The organism is Paenibacillus sp. FSL L8-0435, assembly GCF_037965655.1.
Taxonomy (GTDB): Bacteria; Bacillota; Bacilli; order Paenibacillales; family Paenibacillaceae; genus Paenibacillus.
Genome location: NZ_CP150185.1, coordinates 3,379,462 through 3,403,789, shown reverse-complemented (window position 1 = coordinate 3,403,789; position 24,328 = coordinate 3,379,462). Strand labels below are relative to the sequence as shown.

Sequence of the window (24,328 nt, the reverse complement as noted above, 5' to 3'; positions counted from 1 at the left end):
TATTCAGGGAATTGACTATCCCTTCACGCCTCCAATCGTCATGCCCTGTACAAAGTATTTCTGTAAGAACGGATACACCATCAGAATAGGAACACTTGCAATAATGGTCATGGTCGCCCGAATCGAGGTTGGTGTGACAGCCGTTGCATTACTCTCGGCAGACTGATAAGCATCACTTGCTGATGAAGTCGCTGAGGTCGTCGAAGTTTGTAGAATCTTCATCAACTCATATTGCAATGTGCTTAATTCTTTATTGGAAGAGTTGTACAAGAATACATCGAACCAGGAATTCCATTGTCCCACAGCTACAAAGAGTGATACGGTTGCCATTGCGGGAATCGTTAGCGGCAGGACAACGCGGATAAATGTCGTGAACTCCCCTGCCCCGTCAATACGGGCTGACTCCAGAATGCCTTCAGGAAGACCTTCAATAAATGAACGGATGACAATCATATTGAAGACTCCAATTACACCCGGAATGATATATACCCAGAAGGAACCAATCAATCCAAGGTCTCGAATCAGCAGATAACCGGGGATCAACCCCCCGCTGAAGTACATGGTGAAGACAAAAAACATCGTAACAAACTTGCGAAGCACAAATTCCTGACGACTAACCGTATACGCGAGCATGGCTGTACAGAAGACGGACACCACGGTTCCAATGACCGTACGCAGCGCCGAGATCAGAGTTGCGTGATAGATATCGGATTCGCCAAAAATGTATTTGTAGTTGTCCAGTGTCCATACACGAGGCCATAGATATATTCCACCCCGTATGGCATCATTTGCATTATTGAAGGATACGGCAATCATATTAACAAAGGGATAAATCGTCACAATCATCAGACATACCATGAAGACGATGTTAATGGTGTCAAACGCTCGATCCCCGGTGCTGCTATTCCGCAAGCGGGATGTGTTTCCTTTTCGCATGGCATAGGCCTCCTTTTAGAATAGTCTGCTCTCTCCCATTTTTTTCGCTATATAGTTCGCGGAGAAAAGGAAGATGAAGCTGACCACAGTTTTGAATATGCCGGCTGCTGTACCTAAGGAAAAGTTCCCCATCCCTAATCCATATTTCAGTACAAAGATGTCCAGATTCTCCGAATAGTCCATATTCATCCCGTTACCCAGCAGATATTGTGGTTCGAATCCGGATTCAAGAATACTTCCCATGTTCATGATCAACAAGATCACAATAACTGGTTTCAAGCCAGGCAGGGTGATATATAACATCCGTTTGAAGCGACTAGCTCCATCAATCTCGGCAGCCTCATATTGCGCAGGATCAATTGCCGTAATCGCTGCCAGATAGATAATGGTGTTCCAACCGACATCTTTCCAGACCTCCGTTGCCCCTAGAATACCCCAGAAGTATTCACCTTTCCCCATCCATAATACCGGACTGTCAATCAGGTGAAGCTTCATCAGCAGCAGATTGATAATTCCGTCTGGTGAGAGGACTGTTAATACAATGCTGGAAGCAACAACCCACGAGATAAAGTGAGGCAGATAACTGACGGTTTGCACAAAACGTTTAAATATGACATTTTTCAGCTCATTCAACAAAAGGGCCAGTGTAATTGCTGTCACAAATCCCAACACCAGTTTAATGGAACTCATAACGAGTGTATTTCGCAGCACCCGGTAGAAGGTATTGTCCTCAAACAAGATACTAAAATGATGCCAGCCTACCCACTGCTGATCGGAGAAGGACCTCGCCGGTTTGAAATTCTGAAAAGCCATGGTCCATCCCCATAACGGCAGGTACTTGAAGATAAAAGCCCAGATGACAAAAGGAATACACATCCAGGCAAGTGTTCGTTGCTGCACAAGTCGCTTAAAGAACGAGTGTGCTCTGGTTCCCTTTGGACTCGAGGCTGGAGGCATCGAGTTAAGGGAGACATTAGGTTTCTCCACGGTGAACCTGCTCCTTTCCTGTGCTGTTATTCATGCGAGGAGAAGCCGGAGTTATGCTCTTTCGTCTTCTCCTGCGCATGTAACAGTTTGTTTTAAAGAGGTTGTTCAAAAAGTCCGCTTTTGATTACGAAAGACGCCTTGCGGCATCATCAGCATCGAATATGGAATTCAGCCGAAATGTCCGTTGCTCACGTAGTTTTCCCTACGCTCCGCTACTCCATTTCTAGCTTCATCCCATCTTCTTGGTACTGAAAACCGGTCTTATTGAACATGCACTTAAAGTGTTCGTATTACCATTTTCCTGCTACACGATCCTTCACAACTTTGGTAATGGTCGCTTCATAACCAGTTTTGTCCAATTTGTTCAATTCAGCCATGTAGGCATCCCACAGCTTATCAAAATTCGATGGTGCTCCCAAGATCATTTCCGGTAAGTATTTACGTTGCAGATCATCCGATTTGGTGGTGAAGATCTGTTCAGGTGATCCTTGCTCAAGGGCGATGGACCATGCGGGGAACCATGGCCGCTCTTCCGGTTTGTTAAATAATTCACTAAAGGTTTGGATACCGTAGGCTTCAAGGAACTTGTTGTCTCCCTCGGTGTAAGATGCAGCGGCTACTTCTGGTTGGTTGCCAGGGCTATAAGCGTTACCATCGGTAAGTGTAGATTCACCGCCATATCGCGGCCAGTCTGATCCGAAGTAGGTGAACCCGAATTTACGGCTCAGCTCCAGATCGTCATGGGCTTTGCGTTGATCCTCATTTGCAAAATAGAATCGTCCCTTTTCATCCACACTGTACGTCTCGTCCTTGATTCCCCATTGCACCAGAACCTGATTCTCTTCCTTCAGCAAATTATCGAAATATTTGATGATACGAACAGGGTCTTTGGCATTCACCGAGATACCTGTTGCATAGTTGTTGACAAAGCCCGGAGGATCAACATACTGATCCTTAATTCCTTCATCAAACACAATCGGAAGTGGTGCATAACGTTTCTCATCAATGCCTGCCGAGAGCAGGTTTTTCGACGCGTCTCCAACCTGCCAGCCATAATTGAAGTATCCTAACACACGACCCGAAGTCAGCTTGGCCAAATACTGGTCTTTGTTCATCGTAAAGGATTCCGGATCAAGCATGCCTTGAGCATTGATTTCATTTAACTTCTGAATCCATTTTTTCTGGGCATCTGTTCCGGCGACGACTTTTGCCTCATGGGTACTCATGTCCACCATGACACTGCCATCGTTCGGATAACCGGCAAGATGCATCGCTGGATTTTGCAGTGTGAAGAAGTTATTGGCCACACCCGCAAGTGAAACAAATCCGATGGTCTCTGCACCGTCGACAGTTGGATGTTTTTCCTTATAATCCTGGATCAGATCAAAATATTCATCCAATGTAGTGATCTTGGGATAATCAAACTCTTTGAGCACAGAGCGTTGAATCCAGAAAGCTCCTCCGCCCACATTTGGACTACCTGAATACTCACCCTGATTAGCCGTATACGGCAGCGCATAGATTTTTCCGTCTTCGGCATTTTTCATTTTATCGAAATATGGTCCATACACCCTTTTGATATTAGGGCCGTATTCCTCAATTAGATCATCCAGCGGAATATAGGCACCGGCATCCAGTAACTTGGACATCTCACCACTGGAGCTAATGACATCAGGGTAGTCTCCACTGGCAATCATGACACCGGCTTTGGTAGCACTATCACCTACCAGATATTCCAACTTCCAGTCCACACCCGTCTGCTCTTGCAACGCTTTACCGATGGTTGTTTCGCTTGCCAGAGCATCCTTCTTGCCTGGAGAGAACATGTAATACGAGAACGTGACTGGGCTGTTCTCATCATCACCTGTGGCTGAAGGTGATGATGACGAACTGTTCTGAGTGCACCCTGCCAGCAAAACTGTTAGTGCTACAGCTAAACCCGCTGTTCTAAATTTTGGTTTTAACATGTGAATATTCCCCCGTTCCGTGTTTTTTCATCTGGATTACACTCACCATTTGCCAGCTACACGATCCTTAACTGCCTGGGTTATCGTAGCTTCGTATGTTTTCTTGTCGAGTTGATTCAATTGACTCCTATATTCATTCCAAGTGTTCTCGAAAGTGGAAGGTGAGTCCATAATCATTTTGGGTAAATATTTCTTCTGAAGGTCTTCTGCCTTGGTGATAAAAATCTGTTCAGGAGAGCCCTGCTCCAATGCAATGGACCAAGCAGGAGACCAAGGACGCTCATCCGGTGTGCTGAATAATTCTGTGAATGTCTCCACACCGTATTTCTCTAACAAAAGCTTGTCTCCGTCCGTGTAGCTAAAGGTAGCCACTTCTGGTTGATTGCCCGGCCCATAGGCGTTGCCGTCCTCCAGTACGGAGTTATTGCCGTAACGAGGCCAGCTGTAATTAAAGTAGTCAAAGCCGAATTTACGACTTAATTCCGGATCTTCATGTGCCTTGCGTTGGTCATCATTTTCAAAGTAAAAGCGGCCCTCATCATTCACACTATACGTCTCGTTCTCAATCCCCCATTGAACCAGAATCTGGTTTTCTTCCTTAAGCAAATTATCAAAATATTTAATAATTCGCACGGGATCTTTGGCATTTACGGTAATTCCGACACCATAGTTGTTCACAAAACCTGGCGGGTCCACATACTGGTCTTTGACACTGTCATCAAATACGATCGGTAGAGATACGTAACGTTTATCGTCTATACCAGCCTTCTTGAGATTGTTCGTTGCGTCTCCAACCTGCCAGGAGTAACTGAAATATCCCAGCACCCGACCGGATGTCAACTTGGCGAGATACTGATCCTGGTTCATTGTGAACGATTCTGGATCAAACATCCCCTGTGCGTTAACCTCGCTTAGCTTCTGAATCCATTGTTTCTGATAATCAGATCCGGCTACCAGTTTGGCTTCATGACTCTGCATATCCACCATCACACTGCCATCGTTTGGATAACCTGCGAGATGCATAGCTGGATTTAGCAGGGTGAAAAAGCTGCCCGATTCACCCGCAAGTGTGGCGAAGCCGATAGTTTCTTTTCCATCGATCTGCGGATGCTTTTGCTTGTATTGCTCAATCAAGTCAAAATATTCGTCCAGCGTTTTGATCTTGGGGTAGTTAAACTCTTTTAGCACAGCACGCTGAATATAAAAACCGGTCTGGAAGTTAGGCTCTGACACATAACCGATGTTGGCAGTGTATGGCAAGAAATAGATCTTTCCATCCTCCTGTCTGAATTTGTCCATATAAGGCCCGTATACCCGCTTGATGTTAGGCCCATATTGATCGATCAGTTCATCCAGCGGGATAAAAGATCCTGCATCCATCAATTTGGCCATTTCACCACTGGAGTCGATGATATCGGGGTAATCCCCACTCGCAATCATTACACCTGCCTTGGTTGCACCGTCGCCCACCAGATATTCCATCTTCCAGTCAACGCCTGTTTGTTCCTGTAGCTTCTTGCCAATGGTCGTGCTGCTTGCCAGAATGTCCTTCTTGCCACCGCCAAACGTGAAATATTTAAAGGTGACCGGGGTATTGTCATTACTGTCAGGATAAGAGGCTTCCGGGCTGGCTTTATTACAACCTGCCAGGGTTACAGCCAGTAAAATGGCCAGACCTGTTATAATGTTTCTTTTTCTAAACATGTAGCAAATGCCCCCTTAAAGTATTGTTTGTGTCTTTAAGCCTTCTCAATATATCAAGATAGCGCTTTCAAAGTTACCCATGAAAGTGTACCTCCTACTTTGAAAAGTATATCCCTCGTATTTAGTCGCCTGGCATGGCTGATGGATCAAGTGGAAGCTTAATTTGGATACGTGTTCCTTCTCCTTCCCATGTCTGGATGTCGAATGTAAAGTGATTTTTATAACAAAGTTTTAAGCGGCTATACGCATTTTTCATGCCAACATGCTCTCCCATATCGGTGTTTTGATCCAGGTAACTTAACAACTCTTCCAATTTAGCTTGTGACATCCCTATACCGTTATCCGTTAGTCTGATATGGAGCTGGTCATTTTCCATTGAAACGAAGAGTTGAATGATGCCTACACCCGGAGATGACTCAATTCCATGAATACTTGCATTCTCAACAAAGGGAAGGATAACCATCTTGGGGATTCGGTACATCAGTACCGCAGGACCTGCCTCAATGGTATATTGGAGTTTTTCTCCAAAGCGATATTTCTGAATTTGCAAAAAACTCTCGATGAGTTCCAATTCTTCTTGTACTGTCACATTATTCTGATTCCAACTAATCGACTTGCGAAACATCTTGGCCATGTTATGCACGATTTTGGCAGTCTCTTTCTCGCCTTTGATGAGGCTCCGCATACGTACCGACTCCAGCGTATTAAACAAAAAATGTGGGTTGATCTGACTATGGAGCGCATGAAGTTGTGCTTCCTGCTGCTTCAACTCCAGGTCTTTCTTTTGGATGTCGGCGAGATATACCTCATGAATCAGGTTATGGATCGTCTCGGTCATTCGATTAAATTCCATCGTGAGTTGACCTATTTCATCTCTTGCATCTTCAGGCGGAATCGTCTGGAAATTCTGTGTTTTTACTTTTTTCATATGTTTCAGAATACGCACCAGCCTGACATGGATGGATCTGGACATAGCCGCAATGATAATAGAAGGCAGGACAAAATTAATACAAGCCAGCCATACGACGAAGGAACGGGACTTCCGCACCTCCTTCAACACAATTTCTTCATCCATCACTCCATGCAGGGACCACCCTTCCAGATAGTTAATACCTGTATACGTAATTTCAAAGGGAATCATTTTGTTCGGAAACTGGATCTCGCTGTAACGTTTCCCTGTCTGAGCTTCTTCTGCTGTAGAATCATTTGAAAATTGGATGTGTCCCCCCGGATCAAGAAGATACACTTTTCCATCAAATCCACTGTTGTGGAAATACTGCTTGATCATATCCATGTTCAGGTCAATTTTAAGTAACTGCTCTCTCCCCCCAGTGTCGAGATTGTCGAGCCTTTGAACCAGACTTAACATCTGATCCGATGAGATCAATGCCGGATAAGGGGCGGAGTATGCCTGAAATTGAACGTACCAGTCCGAGTTGCGGACATCGTCAGTTAAACGATCAATATAACCGGAAGATAAAATGGTAGAATTATCGGTATACACTTGATACCAGCGAATTCCCTGATTCATTTGACCGGAGAATTGCCCTTTTAGATAGGAATTATAAGCGTCAATGTACTCAAAATGACTTTGAAATGAACGGGAGATAGTGTCATTGAATACAGGGTCAGTATATAACGAATAAGAGAGGCCGACAGCCTGATCAATGGTTACCCGCAGGTCGTTCTTCAGATTGTTCAGTGCCATGCCGGCATCACGAGTTTTCTGACTACGAATATTGGCGGATGTAACATTGTAGAACACCACATTGGTGACAACGATGGGAATAAACACGGACAGGACATACATCAGCAGTAGTTTATCTCGAAGCTTCATGTAATTCAGGTTCCATCTTGGCATTGTGCACCTCGCTGCTCATTTCCCATAAGGAGATTGCGATATTCTGTAGGCGATAACTTAACAAGTTTCTCAAACTGGGTTACAAAATAATCCGCATTCTGAAATCCTACGCGTGCAGCAACCTCGTACATTCTCAGATCCGTCTGGCGCAATAACTTCTTCGCCTCATGAATACGCAGGTTCAACAGATAGTCATTGAAATATTGATTGTAACTTTTGCGGAATAATCGCCCAAGATAAACGGGATTCATGTAGAAGAGTGCAGCAATGCTTTTGAGATTGATGTTCTCGGTATAATTTGCATCAATATATCGTTTGATCTTGCTGATATCTCCTTTGGATCGTTCCATCCGCAGATGAGAGACATAATCCTCGGCTTCCTCCAGCGCGGTGAGAAAAGCATTTTTCAATAGTCGTAAATTCCAACCTTCATGACTTTGTTGTGCTAGCTCTTTCAGCTGCTGCAACCCTTCATCATTACCACCCATTTCGTTGACTACAGCGAGAATACCCGTTATATAACGCAAAAGAGAACCCGATACAGCTTGAGGAGAAAATCGATTCATATGAAACAATTTGAATTTCTCCTCTACAACCTTGTGATAAGCTGACCTATTCCCCTCTTCCAGGCTCAAGATTAAGTGATCCACCTCGTCCTGGTATACATTGAAAACAAACAGCGGTTTGTCCTTGATCTCCGTATAACGTACGACACCACCAGTTTCAGCATATTTATGCTTGGCTGCTTCTTCAGCCGCCATAAGGGATTGTGGGACATCACCAATTTCTTTGACGAGTGTTCCTGCGTAAAGACCGATATCCAGGTTAAACCTTTTGCTCAGTGTTATATGAATATTGTGCAGTTTATCCTGTAACGCCGGCCCCCCTTGATGATGATCAGGCCACAACAGTAATAATGCAAACATGCCACGTTGTTGCTCACTGATGAACATTTTGCATAAATTACTCTCCAGAGAATGTACTGCTTCACGTAGCTGTTCAATGGTAATTTTAATTTCATCTAATCCGGTCTGAAGTTCAATCAAAGTCATGAGCAGACTGGTGTTACGATTGATCCCGAGCATCTCGGCATATCGATGTTCATCTTCCTTCTGTACATGGCCTTTGATCACATCCTCCAGCATGATGTTACCGGCCTGTCCCTCAGCCAAAAGAATATGTTTTCTTTTATTGCAAATCAGATTAGCCGACTTCTGCAACGTCGCCGTCAGTTCTTCATCATCAATAGGCTTCAGGATATAGTCATGAACGCCGTACCGGATTGCCTGCTGTGCATATTTGAAGTCATGATAACCACTGATGATAATGAACACAGGTTCCAGAAGTGGCATTTTCTCTACGGCACGTATCAGTTCCAGCCCATCCAGGATTGGCATACGGATATCTGTAATAATCACGTCTGGTTGCAGGCTTTCAATCAGATTTAATGCCTCTGCACCGTTCTCTGCCTCTCCGATAATCTCCATGTTAAGATCCATCCAATTTATGAGTTCATACAGCCCTTTTCGTACATACATCTCGTCATCTACCAGTAATACTTTTAACATCCGTGTGTCCCCTTTCCTCCAACAAAAATAAACCGCCGGTAGCGTGTCTCCCTATCGGCGGAATGAATCTAATATGGTGACTGTTGTAGTTCGATGATCGATCCATGACCAGTCCTTCCGAATGACAGAAGCGTTCAGATATCCATCCTTTTTTGCCATAGCCGAATTCTTGATCATAACGATTATAGGTCTGACAACCGTATCCATCATGTTAGGATGGTTACATTTTATAGGTTCACGTCTGCAATTTCATTGCACAAACGGCTATATTTATTGCGCGAAACGATAAGGAGGTCATATATCTGAATGAATGAGACCTCAGAATACCTGTTTGATAAATTTTATTTGCATTGAACAAAAACACGCCAACTTTTGCCTATATCTTATTTCACAAAAAAAAAAGAGCGAATTCGCCCGGCAATTTTGTCAGCCGGTATTCGCTCAGGTAATCGGTAAGTGCTTATTTGTTATTCCATTTATCCCCTTTTAATTCAATCATGGCATTGGGGCCAGGGAAGGTTAATTCTATCTTTTGGTCCAGATAGGATAGGGTTACTTTTGATTCTGCAATAGAGCGAATTCTGGTATTGAACAGACGACCATTTTCCCATTCCAGATCTATTTCAAATCCGCCACGAGCCCGAATACCACGAATATATCCTTTTGGCCACGCTGCTGGTAAAGCAGGTAACAATCTGATTACTTCGTTATGACTCTGGAGAAGCATCTCTGCTATCCCTGCAGTACCTCCAAAGTTCCCATCAATTTGAAATGGAGGATGGTCACAAAACAGATTGGGTAACGTGGAGGAACGAAGAAGTTCCACGATGTTATCGTGTGCAAGTTCCGACTCCTCTAATCGTGCCCACATGTTGAGAATCCACGCCCGGCTCCATCCAGTGTGTCCACCACCGTGTTCCAGTCTTCTGTCGAGTGTTACACGAGCTGCCTTGGCCAGGTCAGGCGTTGATTGCAACGTAATTTGCGTTCCAGGATGCAAAGCGAATAAATGGGAAATATGTCTGTGACCCGGTTCCAATTCATCATAATCGTTACTCCACTCTTGGATCTGGCCATGTTTGCCAATGGAGGTCTCCGGTATTTTGGTTAAAGCACTGCGGAGTACTTCTCCAAATTCCTGATCTTCTTGCAAGATCCGGGTACTTTCAATACAACGCGTGAAGAGTTCTCTAATAATCTGATTGTCCATTGAAGCACCAAAACATAAAGCCCCCGACTCTCCATTATCTAATATATAGCGATTTTCCGGTGAGGACGAAGGACATATCACCCAATTACCGGAAGGATCCTCTATTAGATAATCCAGAATAAACATAGCCGCATCTTTCATCGTGGCGTAAACTTTTTTGAGAAACTGAACATCCTTATTGTATTCGTAGTGGTCCCATAGATGTAATGAAAGCCATGCTCCTCCCATAGTCCAAAACGTCGATGTCATGCATACATCCTGCGGAGCAGCGTCTGCCCAGATATCCGAATTGTGATGAGCAACGAACCCCTTGCATCCATACATGGTTCTAGCGGTTTCCTTTCCCCGGACTTGCAGTCGATCTATAAAATCAAACAATGGAATGTGACATTCAGACAGATTGCAGCTTTCTGCAGGCCAGTAGTTCATCTGTGTATTAATATTAATCGTATATTTGCTATCCCATACAGGAAGCATGTCTTTATTCCATATCCCTTGAAGGTTTGCAGGTAAAGAACCTGGACGACTGCTTGAGATAAGCAGATAGCGACCAAATTGAAAATATAGACTCAACAGTTCCGGATCATGCTTACCAGCTCTAAACCGCTCAAGGCGCTGATCGATTGGAAGTTCGGAACATATCACATCTTTATTTTCATCTTCGAGATGTATATCCATCCGCTTGAATAAGGATTGATAGTCCGAGACATGATCGGTGAGCAGTTCGCTATATGGTTTTGCGGAAGCAGCTTCAATTCTTCGGAGGCACTCCGCTTCGAGTTGTTCCTTGGGTACTCGGAAATCCGTGCAAGCCGTGATTAGAATAGTTGCTGAATTACCATCCTTCAGAGAAAGCTGACCGCTTGAATAATGAACCTGCCCCCCTTCAGATATAAGGCGAATCGCACAACAAAATCGAATTCCTTCTTCTCCCCCACTTCTTCCTCGGATGATCAAGTCATTCGTTCCACGCTTCTCGATCCGGTCCAGATAGGATTGGAAACCAACAGGATGCTTAAGAATATCTGAATAGGATGTTGATTGCAGAACGGTTCCCCTGCCAAAAATAGTGGAGAAAGATAACTTTCCAGGTACGCTAGATTTGAGATGAGCAACGAGCACTTGATCCGGGTAGCTGGCAAAATAATCACGGCTGTAAATGGATTGATCTGCGGTATAATTCACGTTTACCTTGCCATGTTCCAGATCGAGATGTCTTTGATATTCATTCGGTTCATGTTCACTGTGGTCCATAGCGATATAGAAGTCCCCCAATGGCTCATAATGTCTTTGCCCGTCAGGAACACCTACCAGAGTATCTGCTGCGAGTTCTTCTGCTTCCCTAATCTTACCGTCAAAAATCAGGTTTCTGAGCTGAGTTAAAGATTCAAGTGCTTGAGGATTATTCCGCTCCATCGGACCACCATACCACAGACTATCTTCATTAAGCTGAATTCTCTCAGTCTGTGTTTTCCCAAAAATCATGCCTCCAAGAGTTCCATTTCCGATAGGTAATGCCTCTTCCCATGTTCCAGCAGGTTGATTAAACCAGATATGTTTGGTCTTCACGTTAAAACCTCCAACGAATTATATTCCTCACATTTTTCATGTTTAGTGTGTTCCGCTTGTATGTCCTTTCAGTGTACTGTAATCTCTTCAGCATCTAAATGAACAAAATTAACTTGAATTATCACAATCTTATCCCAGCATTAGAGGGATAATCGTAAATTCGGAAACGGACAGTACAAATTCTTGTTCTCGGCAAGGAAGCATATCTATTGGCAATAAAAAAAGCCGCTATAATAGCGACTCTGCTTCGTTCATTTGATTTAGCTTAGCATAAGTTATAAAATATTTCGCTCCATTTGTTGCATGAATTGCCTCAATATCAGCCGATCTTCCGAAGAAATGGATTGAAGTAGTTTCTCCTGCTGCTCTCTCCATTTATGCTCAACCGGTTTTTCTAATTCTTTGCCCTTATCGGTTAGAAAGATACGCATGATCCTTGCATCCTGTACATCACGTTTGCGATATATAAATCCGTTCTGTTCCAGTGATTTGACCATGTTTGTAACCGTTGGTGGTTCGCATTTCATATGTTCACTTAGTTGCATCTGTGTTACCCCATCACCCAACCACAGCCGATACAACAAATTATCTTGTCCTACATAGAGATTAAGTTCCCGGAGAGATTCACTATAGTTTCGACGCATTTGGGAGGAAATTCGATCTAAGGACTGTCGAATATCACAATCTACTGCATCTGTCATGAACGATCCCTCCCTAACATCCGAATTATATTTAGCAGACTAAATGTATCATGGGGATATTTAAGTGTCAATTCACCTTAGTGTCGTTATAAGGGCCTCTTCCTATCCAATTTTCACAACAAAGATTGCATTTTATCGTAAAGCTTATTTTTTGGCAAAACCTTGCTTGTTCAAATAGGTCATCATTTGCGGTTGAATACTTCTCTCGAGGTGATCTTGGATATGGTCACTCCATCCTTTTACTTTTTTTACGGTGAAAGGAGCTCTCGTCGGACGATTTTCATAATACTTCAGCATGGTCTCATCATAGATTGCTAATTTCTCTTGATCCATTGGTTGGTATTGATTATCAAGCAATACCATGGATTGAGGGAGCCGAGGTTTCAGTTCCGGCTTATCTCCAGCTGGATTACCGATACATAATCCCACCAGAGGGATAACATATTTTGGTAAATTCAATACGTCAGATAGTTCGCTAATATTGGCTCTGACCCCACCAATGAATACTCCGCCAAGTCCCAGCGATTCAGCTGCGGTTAACGCATTTTGTGCCATCAGGCCAGCATCGAATGAACCAATCAACAGAAATTCAATATATTCAATATCCACATCTGGAGCGATTTCATGATTTCGGTTGAAATCTGCACAGAAGATCCAGAATTCGGCCGCTTCTTCAATATAGGGTTGATCGACACAGAGATGTCTGAGTTTTTTTCGAAGTACTGGATCTGTGATGCGTATAATGGATACCGCCTGCAGAAGACTGAACGATGAAGTTTGATTTGCTGCCTGAAATATTGCATCTATTTGTTCCTCAGTTAGGGGTTGAGATGTGTAAGAACGAAACGATGTATGGTTATGAAGCAATTCGAGTGTGTTATTCATTAAAAAGCTCTCCTTTATTCGTTGATTCCATGTTCCTGCAATCCGTATTCGTAAGGAACGCCCATATTCTCGCGTAGTGTTTTTCCTTCATATTCCTTATGGAACAAACCGCGTTCCTGCAAGATAGGTACTACCTGATTCACAAAATCTGCAACGCCATCAAAAGATACATCGGGCACAACTGAGAATCCGTCACATGCTTCAGCCAAAAACCATTCTTCCAAGAAGTCAGCAACCTGTGTCGGGGTGCCTGCAACAACCGGATGATAGTTGATGACCCCGTGAGCGAGAACATCCCTTACAGAGAGTCCATCTTTTAATAACTTTAAAGCTCTCGGAGAACGGGGGTCCATGGGGTTGGCATAAGCATTTTTTAACAAGTCTGCCGCTAAAGGTTGATCTATATCTACTGAGTTTACCGACAATGGTAAACCAACCATGGATCCGAGGTAACTTACCCTGCTGGGGATTTCCTGAGGATTGAAGCTCATAAGCTGTTTCCGACGATCCAGAGCTTCTTCCTCCGTTGAAGCCATAGAAAACATAAACCCTGCAAACATTTTGATATCATCGGGGTTTCGACCGAAACGGGCAGCACTTTGCCTTATGGCTTGTCTGTGTTCACGGGCAGACGTAATATCATAAGGATTGGCGTACACTCCGGAAGCATATTTCCCAGCTAATTCTAATCCTTCTCCTCCTCCCCCTGCCTGGAAAATCACTGGCTGCCCTTGCTCAGAGGGGGGAATGGGCAAAGGACCACGAGATGCATAATACTGACCCTGAAGGTTTATAGGCTGGATTTTGTCCATATCAGCAAATTCCCCTCCTTCTACATCTAACGTCCAAGCGTCTGGTTCCCAACTCCCCCACAAGGCCTGAACAATTTGTATGCTTTCATGTGCCTTGTCATAGCGTTCTTGGCGATTTTCAACCCGGCCACCGAAATTAGCCGCCGCTAGGGGGTCGGATGTGGTAACCGCATTCCAGCCCACACGTCCATGACTGATAACATCCAGTGCTTTGAACTGACGTGCAATGTTGTAGGGATAATTAAATGTTGTAGAGAGGGTAGCAACAAGCCCGATGTGTTGTGTCTCTCTTGCTACTGCCATAAGTGCCAACATGGGGTCCATAGGAAACATAGGCGTCTGTGGACCTAAATTATTGGATAATGCTGGAGTATCAGCAATGAAAATCATTTGAAATTTTCCTTGTTCAGCTAATTTAGCCCGTTCTACATAACTATCCATATTGGTGTAAGCTGCAGGATCCGTGCCAGGCATTCTCCATGCGCTAAATTCGGCTCCATAACCCGAAACCATCTGTAAAGCCAGTTGCATTTCACTTCTTTTTTTCATAACGATTTTCTCCTTCGTTCTGGAAAGGCACAATGTGTGCCCTTACTATAGCGCGAATATATTTAGCATGCTAAGTATATGGATGGATCCGATTTTGTTCCATTGAGGGAGGGTTATAGGTATTGACGTTCACCGGTCTGGGCTGATTTCTCGACGGCATCCAGTAACTGATGTAGTTTCACCGCATCCTCGAAAGTAGGTGCTAAGGTAGTGCCTTCTTGAATATCTTTGGCAAACTTGCGATAAGCCTGAGCCATGTTTAGAACAAATCCGGAGTCGTTATATAGAGAATGTGGAGCCGAGTAATAGGCATCGGGAATGGTTAGTTCACGAAGCTCGTTGTCCGTAGATCCTGCACCACGTAATTGATGTGATCCGAATTGAATGGATGCAGGAGCGCTCAGCACAATTGTGCCGTTGTCTCCGAAGATTTCAAGTGTGAGTCCTGTCTGATGTTTAACTCCACCTTGAATATGGACACTGGCTGCTGCCCCATTAGTCAATTTTCCTGTAATCATGATCTGATCATCCGTTGTTTTCTTGATGACTTTCTGAATATCAACCAATTCAACTTCTGGAAACTGTTGAGCTGTGGTGGCAGACAATTCTGTAAAGTCCCCAAGCATGAAAGTGAAGGCATCCAGATTATGGCCCCCTACAATGGTCAGCAAGTTCCCTCCAACTTTCCGGTCATACAAGTACGCAGTCGACTTGTCACCTACGCCACCCATGCCATCTATAGCGATCTTCAGGTTGGCAGACAACACTTTACCCACATAACCGTCTGCCAATAAATCTTTTACGTATTGAACGGCCGGGGCTTGTCTAGCCTGTAATCCAATCGCATTTGGCAGTTGCGCGGACGCTACCCATTCCTGCATTTCAAGCGCTTCCTCTGTATTAGAACCCAGTGGCCATTCACAATAGATTGGTTTGCCAGCAGGAGCGATGGCTTTGACTGCATTATAATGTTCCTTGACGTTAATACTGACAACAACCATATCCACATCAGGGTGCTGAGCCAACTCCTCCATATTATCAAAGCCATGATCTGCCCGAAAAGCTTCTGCGCTTTTCTTTGCACTCACCATATTACTTGTCCCAACCGCTGTAAGCTCGAATTCATCCAAATGCTGAATAGCTGGAATATGTGTACCACTCGCCCACCCGTTATTAATGGATGCTCCTATGATACCTGTACGAATTTTTTTACTCATTGTTAAACATCTCCCTTGTTAATATTTACAGTATGATTGAATATTGATTTGTCTCCAGCCCTTATAAGTCACTCATTTCTATGATATATTTTATTTAGCTTGCTAACTATTCAATCGAGATAACATTATTATTCTTTCGCATTTTAGGTAAACTAAAATTGTTTTGGTGTTGACACCATCATAGGTGTATTTGTTTTGTTTGCAAAGAGGGCAATTTAAATGAACATAGTACATCTTTTTGTACCTTTGGATCAGGAGTGATATGAATGAGAGTTTGCAATGAAGGATTTGAACAAGAGTTTATAGATGGAAAAAGTGATATGTACGCCATAGCTTTTACTCAGAATGTCCTTTCTGGGCGTTGGAAATATTTCATTTTATGGTACCTAAAAGACGAAACACGTCGATATACGGATATCAAAAAATTCCTTGGAGATCTGTCTCAAGGCTCCCTCACAAAGCAGCTTAAAGAGTTGGAGAATGATGGTGTTATTCAACGTGATGTATATCCGGAAGTTCCTCCGCGAGTTGAGTATTCGTTAACAGACAAGGGAATGAAGTTACTACCGATCCTTGAAAAGATGGAGGACTTCGGCAAAGAATACGGCTAAGCAATTTAAACTAGGCTTCCATATTACATCTTTGTTAAAGGGGGGGAGATATGTTTTTCTTCTTTTTTTTCCCCTTGCTTTTGGTACTGTTCTGACTATCGCCTCTTTCAGACTTCTCTTTATAGACAAATAAAGTTGCTATTGTAGCAACTTTATTAAAAGACATTTTTAGATTTCTTAAACATTTTCAGGCTCATAAATTCCGTAACCATTCTTGCCATTCTTTTTAATCTTGTACATGGCTCCATCCGCATGTCTCAGAAGTTCGGAAGGCTCCTGTCCATGCTTGGGAAATAGGCTGATACCAATACTCATCGAAAGGTTGATATAGTTTCCGGCAATTTTGAAATGGGTACTAAATGCAGCTTCCAATCTTTTGGCAATGACTTCAGCATCGTGATCATCTTTCAGATGGCTTAAAATGATGAATTCGTCCCCGCCAAGCCGAGCTACCGTGTCCGCACTTGGAATTGTTTCGCTTAATCGCTTTGCCATTTCCAGCAACACTTGATCGCCAACATGGTGTCCATATGTATCATTCACTTGTTTAAACCCATCAGCATCGACAAACATGACAGCTAGTTTGCTATGGTTTCTTTTGGCATTACTGATAGCCCAGGCAAGACGGTCATTATAAGCAAGACGATTAGGCAGACCTGTAAGTGGATCATGCAAAGACAAATGCTTGCTGATTTTTTCGGAGATTTTGATTTTGGCGTACTCCGTCTCCAGTTCTTTGATCAGATTTTTAAGTTTATACACCCTGGTATTGGTGTGTGTCATGTCAGTAATCTGAATGAGGGCATAACTCCGATCTTCATGATAGAGCGGTTCAACATGCATATTTTGTCTGAATAATTGTTCATCCTCTCCTTCATTAGGAAGAATGAATGCCTTATGTAACGCGCTTGAGCAAAATCTGCTCTGTCCATGATACAGCGCATTTTGCAAGATATTTAGATAGATATTTGACTTAAACCGCGGGCAGACCTCAAGCAGATTCAAGCCTAGTACCTCTTCTACATTCTTGCCAGTAAAGCGCTCCAACCAGGCATTCCACACAACAACTTTCAAATGCCTGTCCACGATCATTATTCCCATATGGGCTTTGTTCAAAGCTTGTGAAATAAGATTATCCATTGTCCGCCTCCAACAAAGCGTCCATTTTGGCCAGCAGGCTTGATATGGAGTTCATACTTAATGCTATGACAATGATACCTGTCACATCCGTATCGGCAAGTAAAAACGAGGTATGTAAAACCAGGACATAGACTTCATTCTGAAGCAATATTTGTTGATCGGAATTGGTGACATAGATCAGTTCAATATCAGGCAGGACGTATTCCAGTTTGATCTCCAGGAAATTACCGAATTCTCCAATAATGGCGTTAAGCAGGACATTGCTAACTTCCTTCAAAACGTCCAAATCCGTATCCATCAGGTTCGGATCGTTCGGTATAACGCTCTCACCCAGTTCTCCAAGACAGATGTTTGCTAATACTTTAGCCTGCTCAACAGGAAACATCAGAAATGCTTTTCCCTGAAATTCGTATCCAAACTGTAAGGATGACCTAAACAGGTGACCTTCACTAAAGAAAATGTTGTATCTTCGATCTCCAGGATCAACATCGGATATGGAGATTAGTTCCACTTCCGGAATATTCAAAACGATACGCTTGTCTACAATCTCTGACAACATGTTAGCCGCTTGTCCCACGTAAACGTTTACTAGTTCAGTAAGCAAATCCTTCTGTAAATCATTCAGCATGATAGGCCGCCTGAATCAGTTGAATCATGGTCGTTGCCTTCTCTGCGGTTAACGGTTTATTCAAAAAACCAGAAATGCCTAACATTTCAACTTCATCCCTAGTTGTCTTCTGAATATCTGCAGATAAGATAATAATTTTGACATTGCTATCCGTTTCTCGAATCATACGAAGCATTTCTTGTCCGTTCAAACCAGGCATCAGCAGGTCGGTGGTTATAAAATCAGGTTGAAATTCCTTAAATAGGTTGTATCCTTGCTCTCCATTGTTAGCAATCTGAATCTCGCATGCTGGAATATGATCAACAATCAGCTTTGTAAGCAATTTCTGTACGAAAATGGAGTCTTCCACGATTAATACTTTCATTTTCTCTTCAGTCTCCTTGATAAAATGGTAAGAGCTCGGGATGGTCAGGCGCTGTGGACAGTTCTTGATATAGGGCTTTCGCGCGCAGTGGCACCCTGAAAAGAGACTGACTGGTGATTCAAGTAAATATAAATTATAGTAACTTTAATTTAATTGTCAACAACATTATTGAATAAGTTCGATTTGTGTGCAATTGACATACTACCGCCCGTCGTTAAAAAAACATAAAAAAACGGTCACCTAGTGACCGTTTTGATCGGTTATCTGGAACTGCATTAAGTTTACTCTTTTACCCCTCCAAGCTGCAAGCCATGAACGAAATACTTCTGCAAAAATGGATATACGACTAAGATCGGTAATGCGGCAACAATCGTAATCGCTGCCCGAATAGATACAGGTGTGACCATGTTACGCGCAGCGCCAAGATCTGCACCATTGGCAACGGCTGCACTGCTGTTGGAATTCATAGAAGATGATAATAGTTTCATCAACTCATATTGCAGCGTGCTCAGGTTTTGTTTGGAAGATGCATACAGAAACGTATCAAACCAAGAGTTCCATTGACCGACTGCAATGAACAGTGCAACAGTAGCGAGAACAGGTTGGCACAGCGGTAGAATAATGGAAATGAATGTTCTGAAATCTCCAGCACCATCAATTTTGGCGGATTCGATCAATCCCTCGGGTAGTGTCTGGATATAGGTTCGAATAACAATCATATTAAAGGCACTGATCAGCCCAGGGATAATGTACACCAGGAAGTTGTTTAACAAATGCAAATCTTTCATTAGGAAGTAGGTTGGAATAAGACCTGCACTAAAATACATCGTAAGAACAACTGTAATGGTAATGGGCTTTCGTAATATATAATCTTTTCGGCTTAGTGTGTAAGCCAGCATGGAGGTTAAGAATAGACTTAAAACTGTCCCCAAAACCGTTCTCGCCACAGATATACCAAAGGCGCTGAAGATGGTCCCTCCTGCAAATACTGCTCTGTAGTTTTGATCTGTCCATACCCGAGGCCACAGATAAATCCCACCCCGGATGGTGTCATTACCGGCATTGAATGATACGGCGAGTGTATTCACAAACGGATACAGGGTAACAATCGCGATTGCGATCATCAGTATACCATTTAACGTATGGAAGACAATCGGTTCAAGCCGAGATTTATTGATTCCCATCTCTAGTCCCCCTTATATTAATCGGTCTTCCCCGAGCCGTTTGGAAATTGAATTCGCCGCAAAGATCAGCGTAATACTAACTACTGTTTTGAAGATACCTGCCGCAGTAGCCAAAGAATAATTTCCGATCTGTAGTCCGTATTTCAGGACAAATATATCTATCGTCTGTGACCAGTCGACAACCACACCATTACCTAACAGATACTGAACCTCGAATCCAGCTTCCAAAATCCAGCCCATATTCATGATCAGCAAAATGATAACAATGGATTTGATTCCGGGTAAGGTCACATACAGCATTTTCTTATATCGGTTCGCACCATCAATCTCTGCCGCTTCATAGAGGGAAGGATCGATAGACGTGATGGCCGCCAAATAAATAATGGCATTCCAGCCAACTTCTTTCCATACATGGGATGCGCCTACAATGCCCCAGAAGTATTCCGGAACGCTAAGCCACATGATAGGTTCTTGAATGATATGCAGCTTCATGAGCACCACATTCACAATCCCACCATCAACAGATAGTGAACTTGCAACGATACCTGTCACAATAATCCATGAGAGAAAGTGAGGTAAATACGAAATTGTTTGAATGGTTCGTTTATAAAACTTATGTTTGATCTCATTAAGTAATATGGCAAATATAATTGCTGTCGCAAATCCGAGCACCATATTGATGACGCTCATCGCAATGGTATTACGAAGCACGTTAAGAAATGCATCGTCTGTTAGCAAAAACTTAAAGTGTTTGAGCCCGACCCATTCCTGCTGCGTGAAACTCTTCGCAGGACTGTAATTCTGAAAGGCCATAACCCAGCCCCAAATGGGATAATACGAGAATACGAGAATGTACGCAACGATGGGCAATGACATAAACATGAGTTGTCTTTGTCCGCGCAATCGTTTTAACAGTGGTGCTTTGGGAACGACTGTACGGGTGGTTTGCTCTGGTATGGCTCCAGGCGTGTTCGCCATCTTTCACTCCTCCTATTGGCTTGCAGCGACTTTAACATGATGTCTCGGAAGGCACTCGCCTGAGTAATCCTTTGGTTGATACCTTCCGAGAGAATCATTGCCGCATTTTTTTATTTAACAGACCAGTTCTCGATTCTCCATTTCAGTTGTTCATTAATCCTGTCTTCATAGGATTTGACATCGATTTTCTTGTAAGCGTCTACATATTCAGTCCAAATGTTATCGAACTCATCCGGTTTTGACATGATCGCCTTAGGCAAGAATTTCAACGAAGTGTCTGTCATTTGTTTGTTCGCTACCGCAGCATCAGAGCCTTCTTTCAGATCGACCTGCCATGCTGGATAGTACACTGGATTTTCTGGTGCAGGAGAGAAGAAGTCACTCCACGTTTTGAAGCCATAAGCATCCAGAAGTTCTTTGTCTTCCGGTTTGAGGTTGTCATAGAATTCCTCAGGTTGGTTGATCGCTCCAATCGCATTGCCATCTTCAAATGTTCCTTCGAGCTTCGGTGCAGCAGCGTAGAAACCTTCAGCTTTGTTAACCAATCTCCATGCTGGATCATCCTGCTCTGTCCGTTGCTCTGGTGTACGATAGAATCTTCCCTCTTCATTCACTTGATAGTCTACACCCTCTTCACCCCATGACAAGAGCTTCTGGTACTTCTCGTCCATGAGCTTATCGAGGAATTTGATGAGTGCGACAGGGTCTTCGGCATCTTTACTGATACCAAAACCATTGTTCAAGTTAATGACCGGACGATCCAGATAATGATCTGTGATACTTGTATCATAGACAAGCGGGAAGCCTACGTATGTCTGGCCAATTTTCCCCTGTGCTACGAGTGGGTCTTCGCCGGCTTGGAAATTCCAGTGCTGGTCGAACATACTAAGCACACGTCCCGAAGAAATTTTGGCCAGATATTGATCGTAGTTCTGAACAAAGGCTTCTTTATCCAGCAATCCCTCGTTATACAGATTGTTTAGTTCCTTATAATACCGTTTGGAGATATCTTTGTCGGCAAAAACGGTTGCGACTCCACTATCATCTACGACTACGCCCCCGTCATTGGGGTGACCTGTAAGATGTTCAGGTGGGTTAAGCAAAGGGAACGTCCGCCAGTCTGAAGCCAATGTAGTGAAACCAATCGTCGGTTGACCATCAATCGTTGGATTCTTGGCTGCATAATCACGGACCAACTTTGTGAAATCATCCAACGTTTTAGGAGTTGGGTACCCAGCATCCTTCAGTATGGACTTTTGGATCCAGAATGCAGGACCAGAATAATAGTTACTAATGAACTCCCCTGTATACACTCCATAGTTAGGCAACCAGTAAATATGTCCGTCACTGGAATCTTTCATCCGGTTCCAGTCTTTACCGAAATGTTTCTTCAGATTAGGTGCATGCTCTTCAATGAGATCTTCGAGCGGAATAACCGCACCGGCTGAGACCAACTTGGTGTCTGCTGTGATCAGATCCGGGAAATCGCCTCCGGCAATCATAACGCCGAGCTTCTGTTGAAGATCACCCACAAGAAACTCCATCTCAAGATTAACGCCGAGTTCATCCTGGATCTTCTTGTAGATTCGGTTATCTTTAGCTGGCGCCTGATTTGGCGTTCCGATAAAGGCCGTGATGTTTAGTACCTCTTTCCCATCCTTTGTAGTCGCTTTCTCATTGTCACCGCTGCATCCTGCAAGTGCCAAACTCAAAGCCAGAACGAGTGATACGGAACCCCAAAGCTTCTTTTTCTTAAGTCCCCCCATGTACTTGCCCTCCTTGGAAGTGGTATGTCTTACTGTTTTTAGTATGAAGAAATGTATGCGGTTACAAAATATATACATTTAAGGTCTACCCCCCTGTAATTGTAGGTCTTATTCAGGAGGGGTTCTTCTTTTTCATCGATCAATTCGCATACTTTTGCCTGTATTCTACTGGTTTCATGGCTGTTCGTTTTTCGAAGTGTCTGAGAAAATGCTGGTAACTGCGGTACCCTACCTGCTCTGCAATCGCACTGGATGTTTGATTCGTCTGCTGGAGCAGACGCTTCGCTTCTTCCATTCTTAGATCATGTACTACCTCAATTACACCCTTACCATACTTTCGCAAAAAGGATTGCCCTAAATGGACAGGATTCACGTAGAATCGTTCTGCGAGCTCCTGGATCGTAAATGTCTCCCTGTAATGCATCTGCACATATTCAGCAACCGTCGCCTGGATGCCACCCATTTGCCTCTCCCGGAAAATGGCCAGTTCTGACTTGCATTGCAAACAGAAATGTTCGAGATTGTTAGCAACCTCTTCGATATTTCGATGGCCCTTCTCCAGAATTCCGCTCGCCAATTCGTTCATTAGAGCATTAGGTTCTCCTCCTAATTCTCTACACAGGGACAATCCGCGGAATATAATGTGGGTAGAGAAAATATGTACAATCTCTGGCGCAGCCTTCATCTGTACAAACAGTTCAAAAGCACTCCGAATTGCAGACGAGAGTTCCTCTACAGAACCGTTTTCAAGCAAATCGCAAATATGGTCCACTTCTGATAGCGTTTCCGGATCAAACTGCCAATTCTCCAGCTGAATATCTTCGGCAAACAAAAGACGCTCTTGATTAAAAAACAAATAACGCCCAACTTCCTGAGCAGAGCGAAAGGATTCAGATAAATGCTCCAGTTTGTTGACCGTTAATCCAACCGCGATATGGATATCTTCGCAATCGTTATGTTGCATGGTGTTCATCAAACGCTGGGTAAAAGCTTTAATTGCTTCAAATGTCTCATTTCTATCATTCGTTTCCTCCCCCCATACAAGTCCCAATGAGTCTCTTGTTCTATCTATCACATAACAGGAAGTTGTTTCTTCAGCCGTTTGTTCAACTACTGAACAGACTTCCTGAATATCTCCCTGAAAGGCTATCCGCAGGTATGCCCAATGGGACTTGTTTAAACGAGGAAGGAACTCCGACTTCTCCTCCTCCGATATATTTTGCTTATCCTTAATCAGTGCAGTCAAAAACGCTTTGATCCTTTGCTCGTTTGCATGTTCCCGTATACGCTCCTGGGTTTCACGCTCCTGTAATTGCATACGGAGACGGACCAACATTTCCTCTGCTTCTGTACTGTCAACCGGTTTGGTTAAATAATTGGAGACACCTAATCGAATAGCTTGTCTGGCATAATTAAAGTCACTGTATCCACTCGTGATGACAAACAGCACAGACTCATGTTCCAATCGTCGTGCTTCTTCTACAAGTTCCAGCCCATTCATCACGGGCATACGAATGTCTGTCACCACGAGATCAGGTCGATCTTGTTCCATCATCCGAATGGCTTCCTCACCGTTGGCGCACACGCCTTTGATTTCAAAACCATACTTTTCCCAGTTGATCAGAAGCTGTAAACCTTCAATGGCATACGGTTCATCATCGACTAACAGTACTTTGTACATGAGAGTTTAC

General features: G+C 43.5%; 19 protein-coding genes. 1 reads left to right on the top strand and 18 read right to left on the bottom strand.

Features of this window, described 5'->3' with window-relative positions:
* Positions 1-15: 15 nt before the first annotated feature.
* The 11 genes from NST33_RS14825 to NST33_RS14775 form a co-directional block, all read right to left on the bottom strand.
* The gene (locus NST33_RS14825) at positions 16-936 is read right to left on the bottom strand and encodes a carbohydrate ABC transporter permease (protein ID WP_339308501.1); all 921 of its coding nucleotides are present in this window, start codon (positions 934-936) and stop codon (positions 16-18) included.
* Positions 937-951: 15 nt separating this feature from the next.
* Positions 952-1,893 carry an ABC transporter permease subunit gene (locus NST33_RS14820; protein WP_051153902.1) on the bottom strand — a complete coding sequence of 314 codons (942 nt, stop codon included), beginning with the start codon at positions 1,891-1,893 and terminating at the stop codon, positions 952-954.
* A gap of 320 nt (positions 1,894-2,213) precedes the next feature.
* Positions 2,214-3,890 (bottom strand): ABC transporter substrate-binding protein, encoded by a 1,677-nt coding sequence (locus tag NST33_RS14815; RefSeq protein WP_339308499.1) that lies wholly within the window; start codon positions 3,888-3,890, stop codon positions 2,214-2,216.
* Positions 3,891-3,932: 42 nt separating this feature from the next.
* A complete protein-coding gene (locus NST33_RS14810; protein ID WP_339308497.1) occupies positions 3,933-5,594 on the bottom strand; it encodes an ABC transporter substrate-binding protein in 1,662 nt (553 codons plus the stop codon).
* A 121-nt stretch (positions 5,595-5,715) separates the two neighbouring features.
* Positions 5,716-7,455 carry a sensor histidine kinase gene (locus tag NST33_RS14805; protein ID WP_339308495.1) on the bottom strand — a complete coding sequence of 580 codons (1,740 nt, stop codon included), beginning with the start codon at positions 7,453-7,455 and terminating at the stop codon, positions 5,716-5,718.
* Positions 7,437-9,023 (bottom strand): response regulator, encoded by a 1,587-nt coding sequence (locus tag NST33_RS14800; RefSeq protein ID WP_339308493.1) that lies wholly within the window; start codon positions 9,021-9,023, stop codon positions 7,437-7,439. Before NST33_RS14800 ends, NST33_RS14805 begins: the two co-directional genes overlap by 19 nt.
* Positions 9,024-9,483: 460 nt before the next feature.
* A complete protein-coding gene (locus tag NST33_RS14795) occupies positions 9,484-11,802 on the bottom strand; it encodes a glycoside hydrolase family 95 protein (protein WP_339308492.1) in 2,319 nt (772 codons plus the stop codon).
* A gap of 275 nt (positions 11,803-12,077) precedes the next feature.
* Positions 12,078-12,503, bottom strand: a complete 426-nt coding sequence (locus tag NST33_RS14790; RefSeq protein ID WP_339308490.1) for a MarR family transcriptional regulator — start codon at positions 12,501-12,503, stop codon at positions 12,078-12,080.
* 144 nt (positions 12,504-12,647) lie between these two features.
* Positions 12,648-13,388: an oxygen-insensitive NADPH nitroreductase gene (gene nfsA, locus NST33_RS14785; RefSeq protein WP_339308488.1), complete on the bottom strand. Its 741-nt coding sequence runs from the start codon at positions 13,386-13,388 to the stop codon at positions 12,648-12,650.
* Between the two features lie 14 nt (positions 13,389-13,402).
* Entirely contained in the window at positions 13,403-14,749 is a 1,347-nt protein-coding gene (locus NST33_RS14780; RefSeq protein ID WP_339308486.1) for an NtaA/DmoA family FMN-dependent monooxygenase, read from the bottom strand.
* A 113-nt stretch (positions 14,750-14,862) separates the two neighbouring features.
* A complete protein-coding gene (locus NST33_RS14775; RefSeq protein WP_339308484.1) occupies positions 14,863-15,966 on the bottom strand; it encodes a Gfo/Idh/MocA family oxidoreductase in 1,104 nt (367 codons plus the stop codon).
* Positions 15,967-16,232: 266 nt separating this feature from the next.
* Here NST33_RS14775 and NST33_RS14770 point away from each other — a divergent pair, with 266 nt between their 5' ends.
* Positions 16,233-16,577 carry a helix-turn-helix domain-containing protein gene (locus NST33_RS14770; RefSeq protein ID WP_074095086.1) on the top strand — a complete coding sequence of 115 codons (345 nt, stop codon included), beginning with the start codon at positions 16,233-16,235 and terminating at the stop codon, positions 16,575-16,577.
* Positions 16,578-16,754: 177 nt separating this feature from the next.
* On the opposite strand, the gene NST33_RS14765 is transcribed toward NST33_RS14770, so the two are convergent.
* From NST33_RS14765 to NST33_RS14735, 7 genes are all read right to left on the bottom strand, one after another.
* Entirely contained in the window at positions 16,755-17,717 is a 963-nt protein-coding gene (locus NST33_RS14765) for a sensor domain-containing diguanylate cyclase (RefSeq protein ID WP_221821114.1), read from the bottom strand.
* Positions 17,710-18,345 carry a hypothetical protein gene (locus NST33_RS14760; RefSeq protein ID WP_017688455.1) on the bottom strand — a complete coding sequence of 212 codons (636 nt, stop codon included), beginning with the start codon at positions 18,343-18,345 and terminating at the stop codon, positions 17,710-17,712. Before NST33_RS14760 ends, NST33_RS14765 begins: the two co-directional genes overlap by 8 nt.
* Positions 18,335-18,709, bottom strand: coding sequence for a response regulator (locus NST33_RS14755; protein ID WP_091016260.1), 375 nt, complete (start codon positions 18,707-18,709; stop codon positions 18,335-18,337). The genes NST33_RS14760 and NST33_RS14755 overlap by 11 nt, the downstream gene beginning before the upstream one ends.
* 281 nt (positions 18,710-18,990) lie before the next feature.
* Positions 18,991-19,893, bottom strand: a complete 903-nt coding sequence (locus tag NST33_RS14750) for a carbohydrate ABC transporter permease (protein ID WP_017688457.1) — start codon at positions 19,891-19,893, stop codon at positions 18,991-18,993.
* A gap of 12 nt (positions 19,894-19,905) precedes the next feature.
* Complete coding sequence (locus NST33_RS14745; protein ID WP_083657036.1) at positions 19,906-20,871, bottom strand: ABC transporter permease subunit; 966 nt, start codon at positions 20,869-20,871, stop codon at positions 19,906-19,908.
* A gap of 110 nt (positions 20,872-20,981) precedes the next feature.
* Positions 20,982-22,637, bottom strand: coding sequence for an extracellular solute-binding protein (locus NST33_RS14740; protein WP_237175372.1), 1,656 nt, complete (start codon positions 22,635-22,637; stop codon positions 20,982-20,984).
* Positions 22,638-22,776: 139 nt separating this feature from the next.
* Entirely contained in the window at positions 22,777-24,318 is a 1,542-nt protein-coding gene (locus NST33_RS14735) for a response regulator (RefSeq protein ID WP_339308479.1), read from the bottom strand.
* Between the last annotated feature and the right edge of the window lie 10 nt (positions 24,319-24,328).

Excerpts from the sequence above, each read along its gene's own strand:
- NST33_RS14815 (WP_339308499.1), bottom strand. The coding sequence starts at position 3,890 with ATGTTAAAACCAAAATTTAGAACAGCGGGTTTAGCTGTAGCACTAACA.
- nfsA (WP_339308488.1), bottom strand. The coding sequence starts at position 13,388 with ATGAATAACACACTCGAATTGCTTCATAACCATACATCGTTTCGTTCT.
- NST33_RS14810 (WP_339308497.1), bottom strand. The coding sequence starts at position 5,594 with ATGTTTAGAAAAAGAAACATTATAACAGGTCTGGCCATTTTACTGGCT.
- NST33_RS14825 (WP_339308501.1), bottom strand. The coding sequence starts at position 936 with ATGCGAAAAGGAAACACATCCCGCTTGCGGAATAGCAGCACCGGGGAT.
- NST33_RS14750 (WP_017688457.1), bottom strand. The coding sequence starts at position 19,893 with ATGGGAATCAATAAATCTCGGCTTGAACCGATTGTCTTCCATACGTTA.
- NST33_RS14800 (WP_339308493.1), bottom strand. The coding sequence starts at position 9,023 with ATGTTAAAAGTATTACTGGTAGATGACGAGATGTATGTACGAAAAGGG.
- NST33_RS14740 (WP_237175372.1), bottom strand. The coding sequence starts at position 22,637 with ATGGGGGGACTTAAGAAAAAGAAGCTTTGGGGTTCCGTATCACTCGTT.
- NST33_RS14775 (WP_339308484.1), bottom strand. The coding sequence starts at position 15,966 with ATGAGTAAAAAAATTCGTACAGGTATCATAGGAGCATCCATTAATAAC.
- NST33_RS14765 (WP_221821114.1), bottom strand. The coding sequence starts at position 17,717 with ATGGATAATCTTATTTCACAAGCTTTGAACAAAGCCCATATGGGAATA.
- NST33_RS14820 (WP_051153902.1), bottom strand. The coding sequence starts at position 1,893 with ATGCCTCCAGCCTCGAGTCCAAAGGGAACCAGAGCACACTCGTTCTTT.
- NST33_RS14770 (WP_074095086.1), top strand. The coding sequence starts at position 16,233 with ATGAGAGTTTGCAATGAAGGATTTGAACAAGAGTTTATAGATGGAAAA.
- NST33_RS14755 (WP_091016260.1), bottom strand. The coding sequence starts at position 18,709 with ATGAAAGTATTAATCGTGGAAGACTCCATTTTCGTACAGAAATTGCTT.
- NST33_RS14780 (WP_339308486.1), bottom strand. The coding sequence starts at position 14,749 with ATGAAAAAAAGAAGTGAAATGCAACTGGCTTTACAGATGGTTTCGGGT.
- NST33_RS14745 (WP_083657036.1), bottom strand. The coding sequence starts at position 20,871 with ATGGCGAACACGCCTGGAGCCATACCAGAGCAAACCACCCGTACAGTC.
- NST33_RS14735 (WP_339308479.1), bottom strand. The coding sequence starts at position 24,318 with ATGTACAAAGTACTGTTAGTCGATGATGAACCGTATGCCATTGAAGGT.
- NST33_RS14805 (WP_339308495.1), bottom strand. The coding sequence starts at position 7,455 with ATGCCAAGATGGAACCTGAATTACATGAAGCTTCGAGATAAACTACTG.
- NST33_RS14760 (WP_017688455.1), bottom strand. The coding sequence starts at position 18,345 with ATGCTGAATGATTTACAGAAGGATTTGCTTACTGAACTAGTAAACGTT.
- NST33_RS14790 (WP_339308490.1), bottom strand. The coding sequence starts at position 12,503 with ATGACAGATGCAGTAGATTGTGATATTCGACAGTCCTTAGATCGAATT.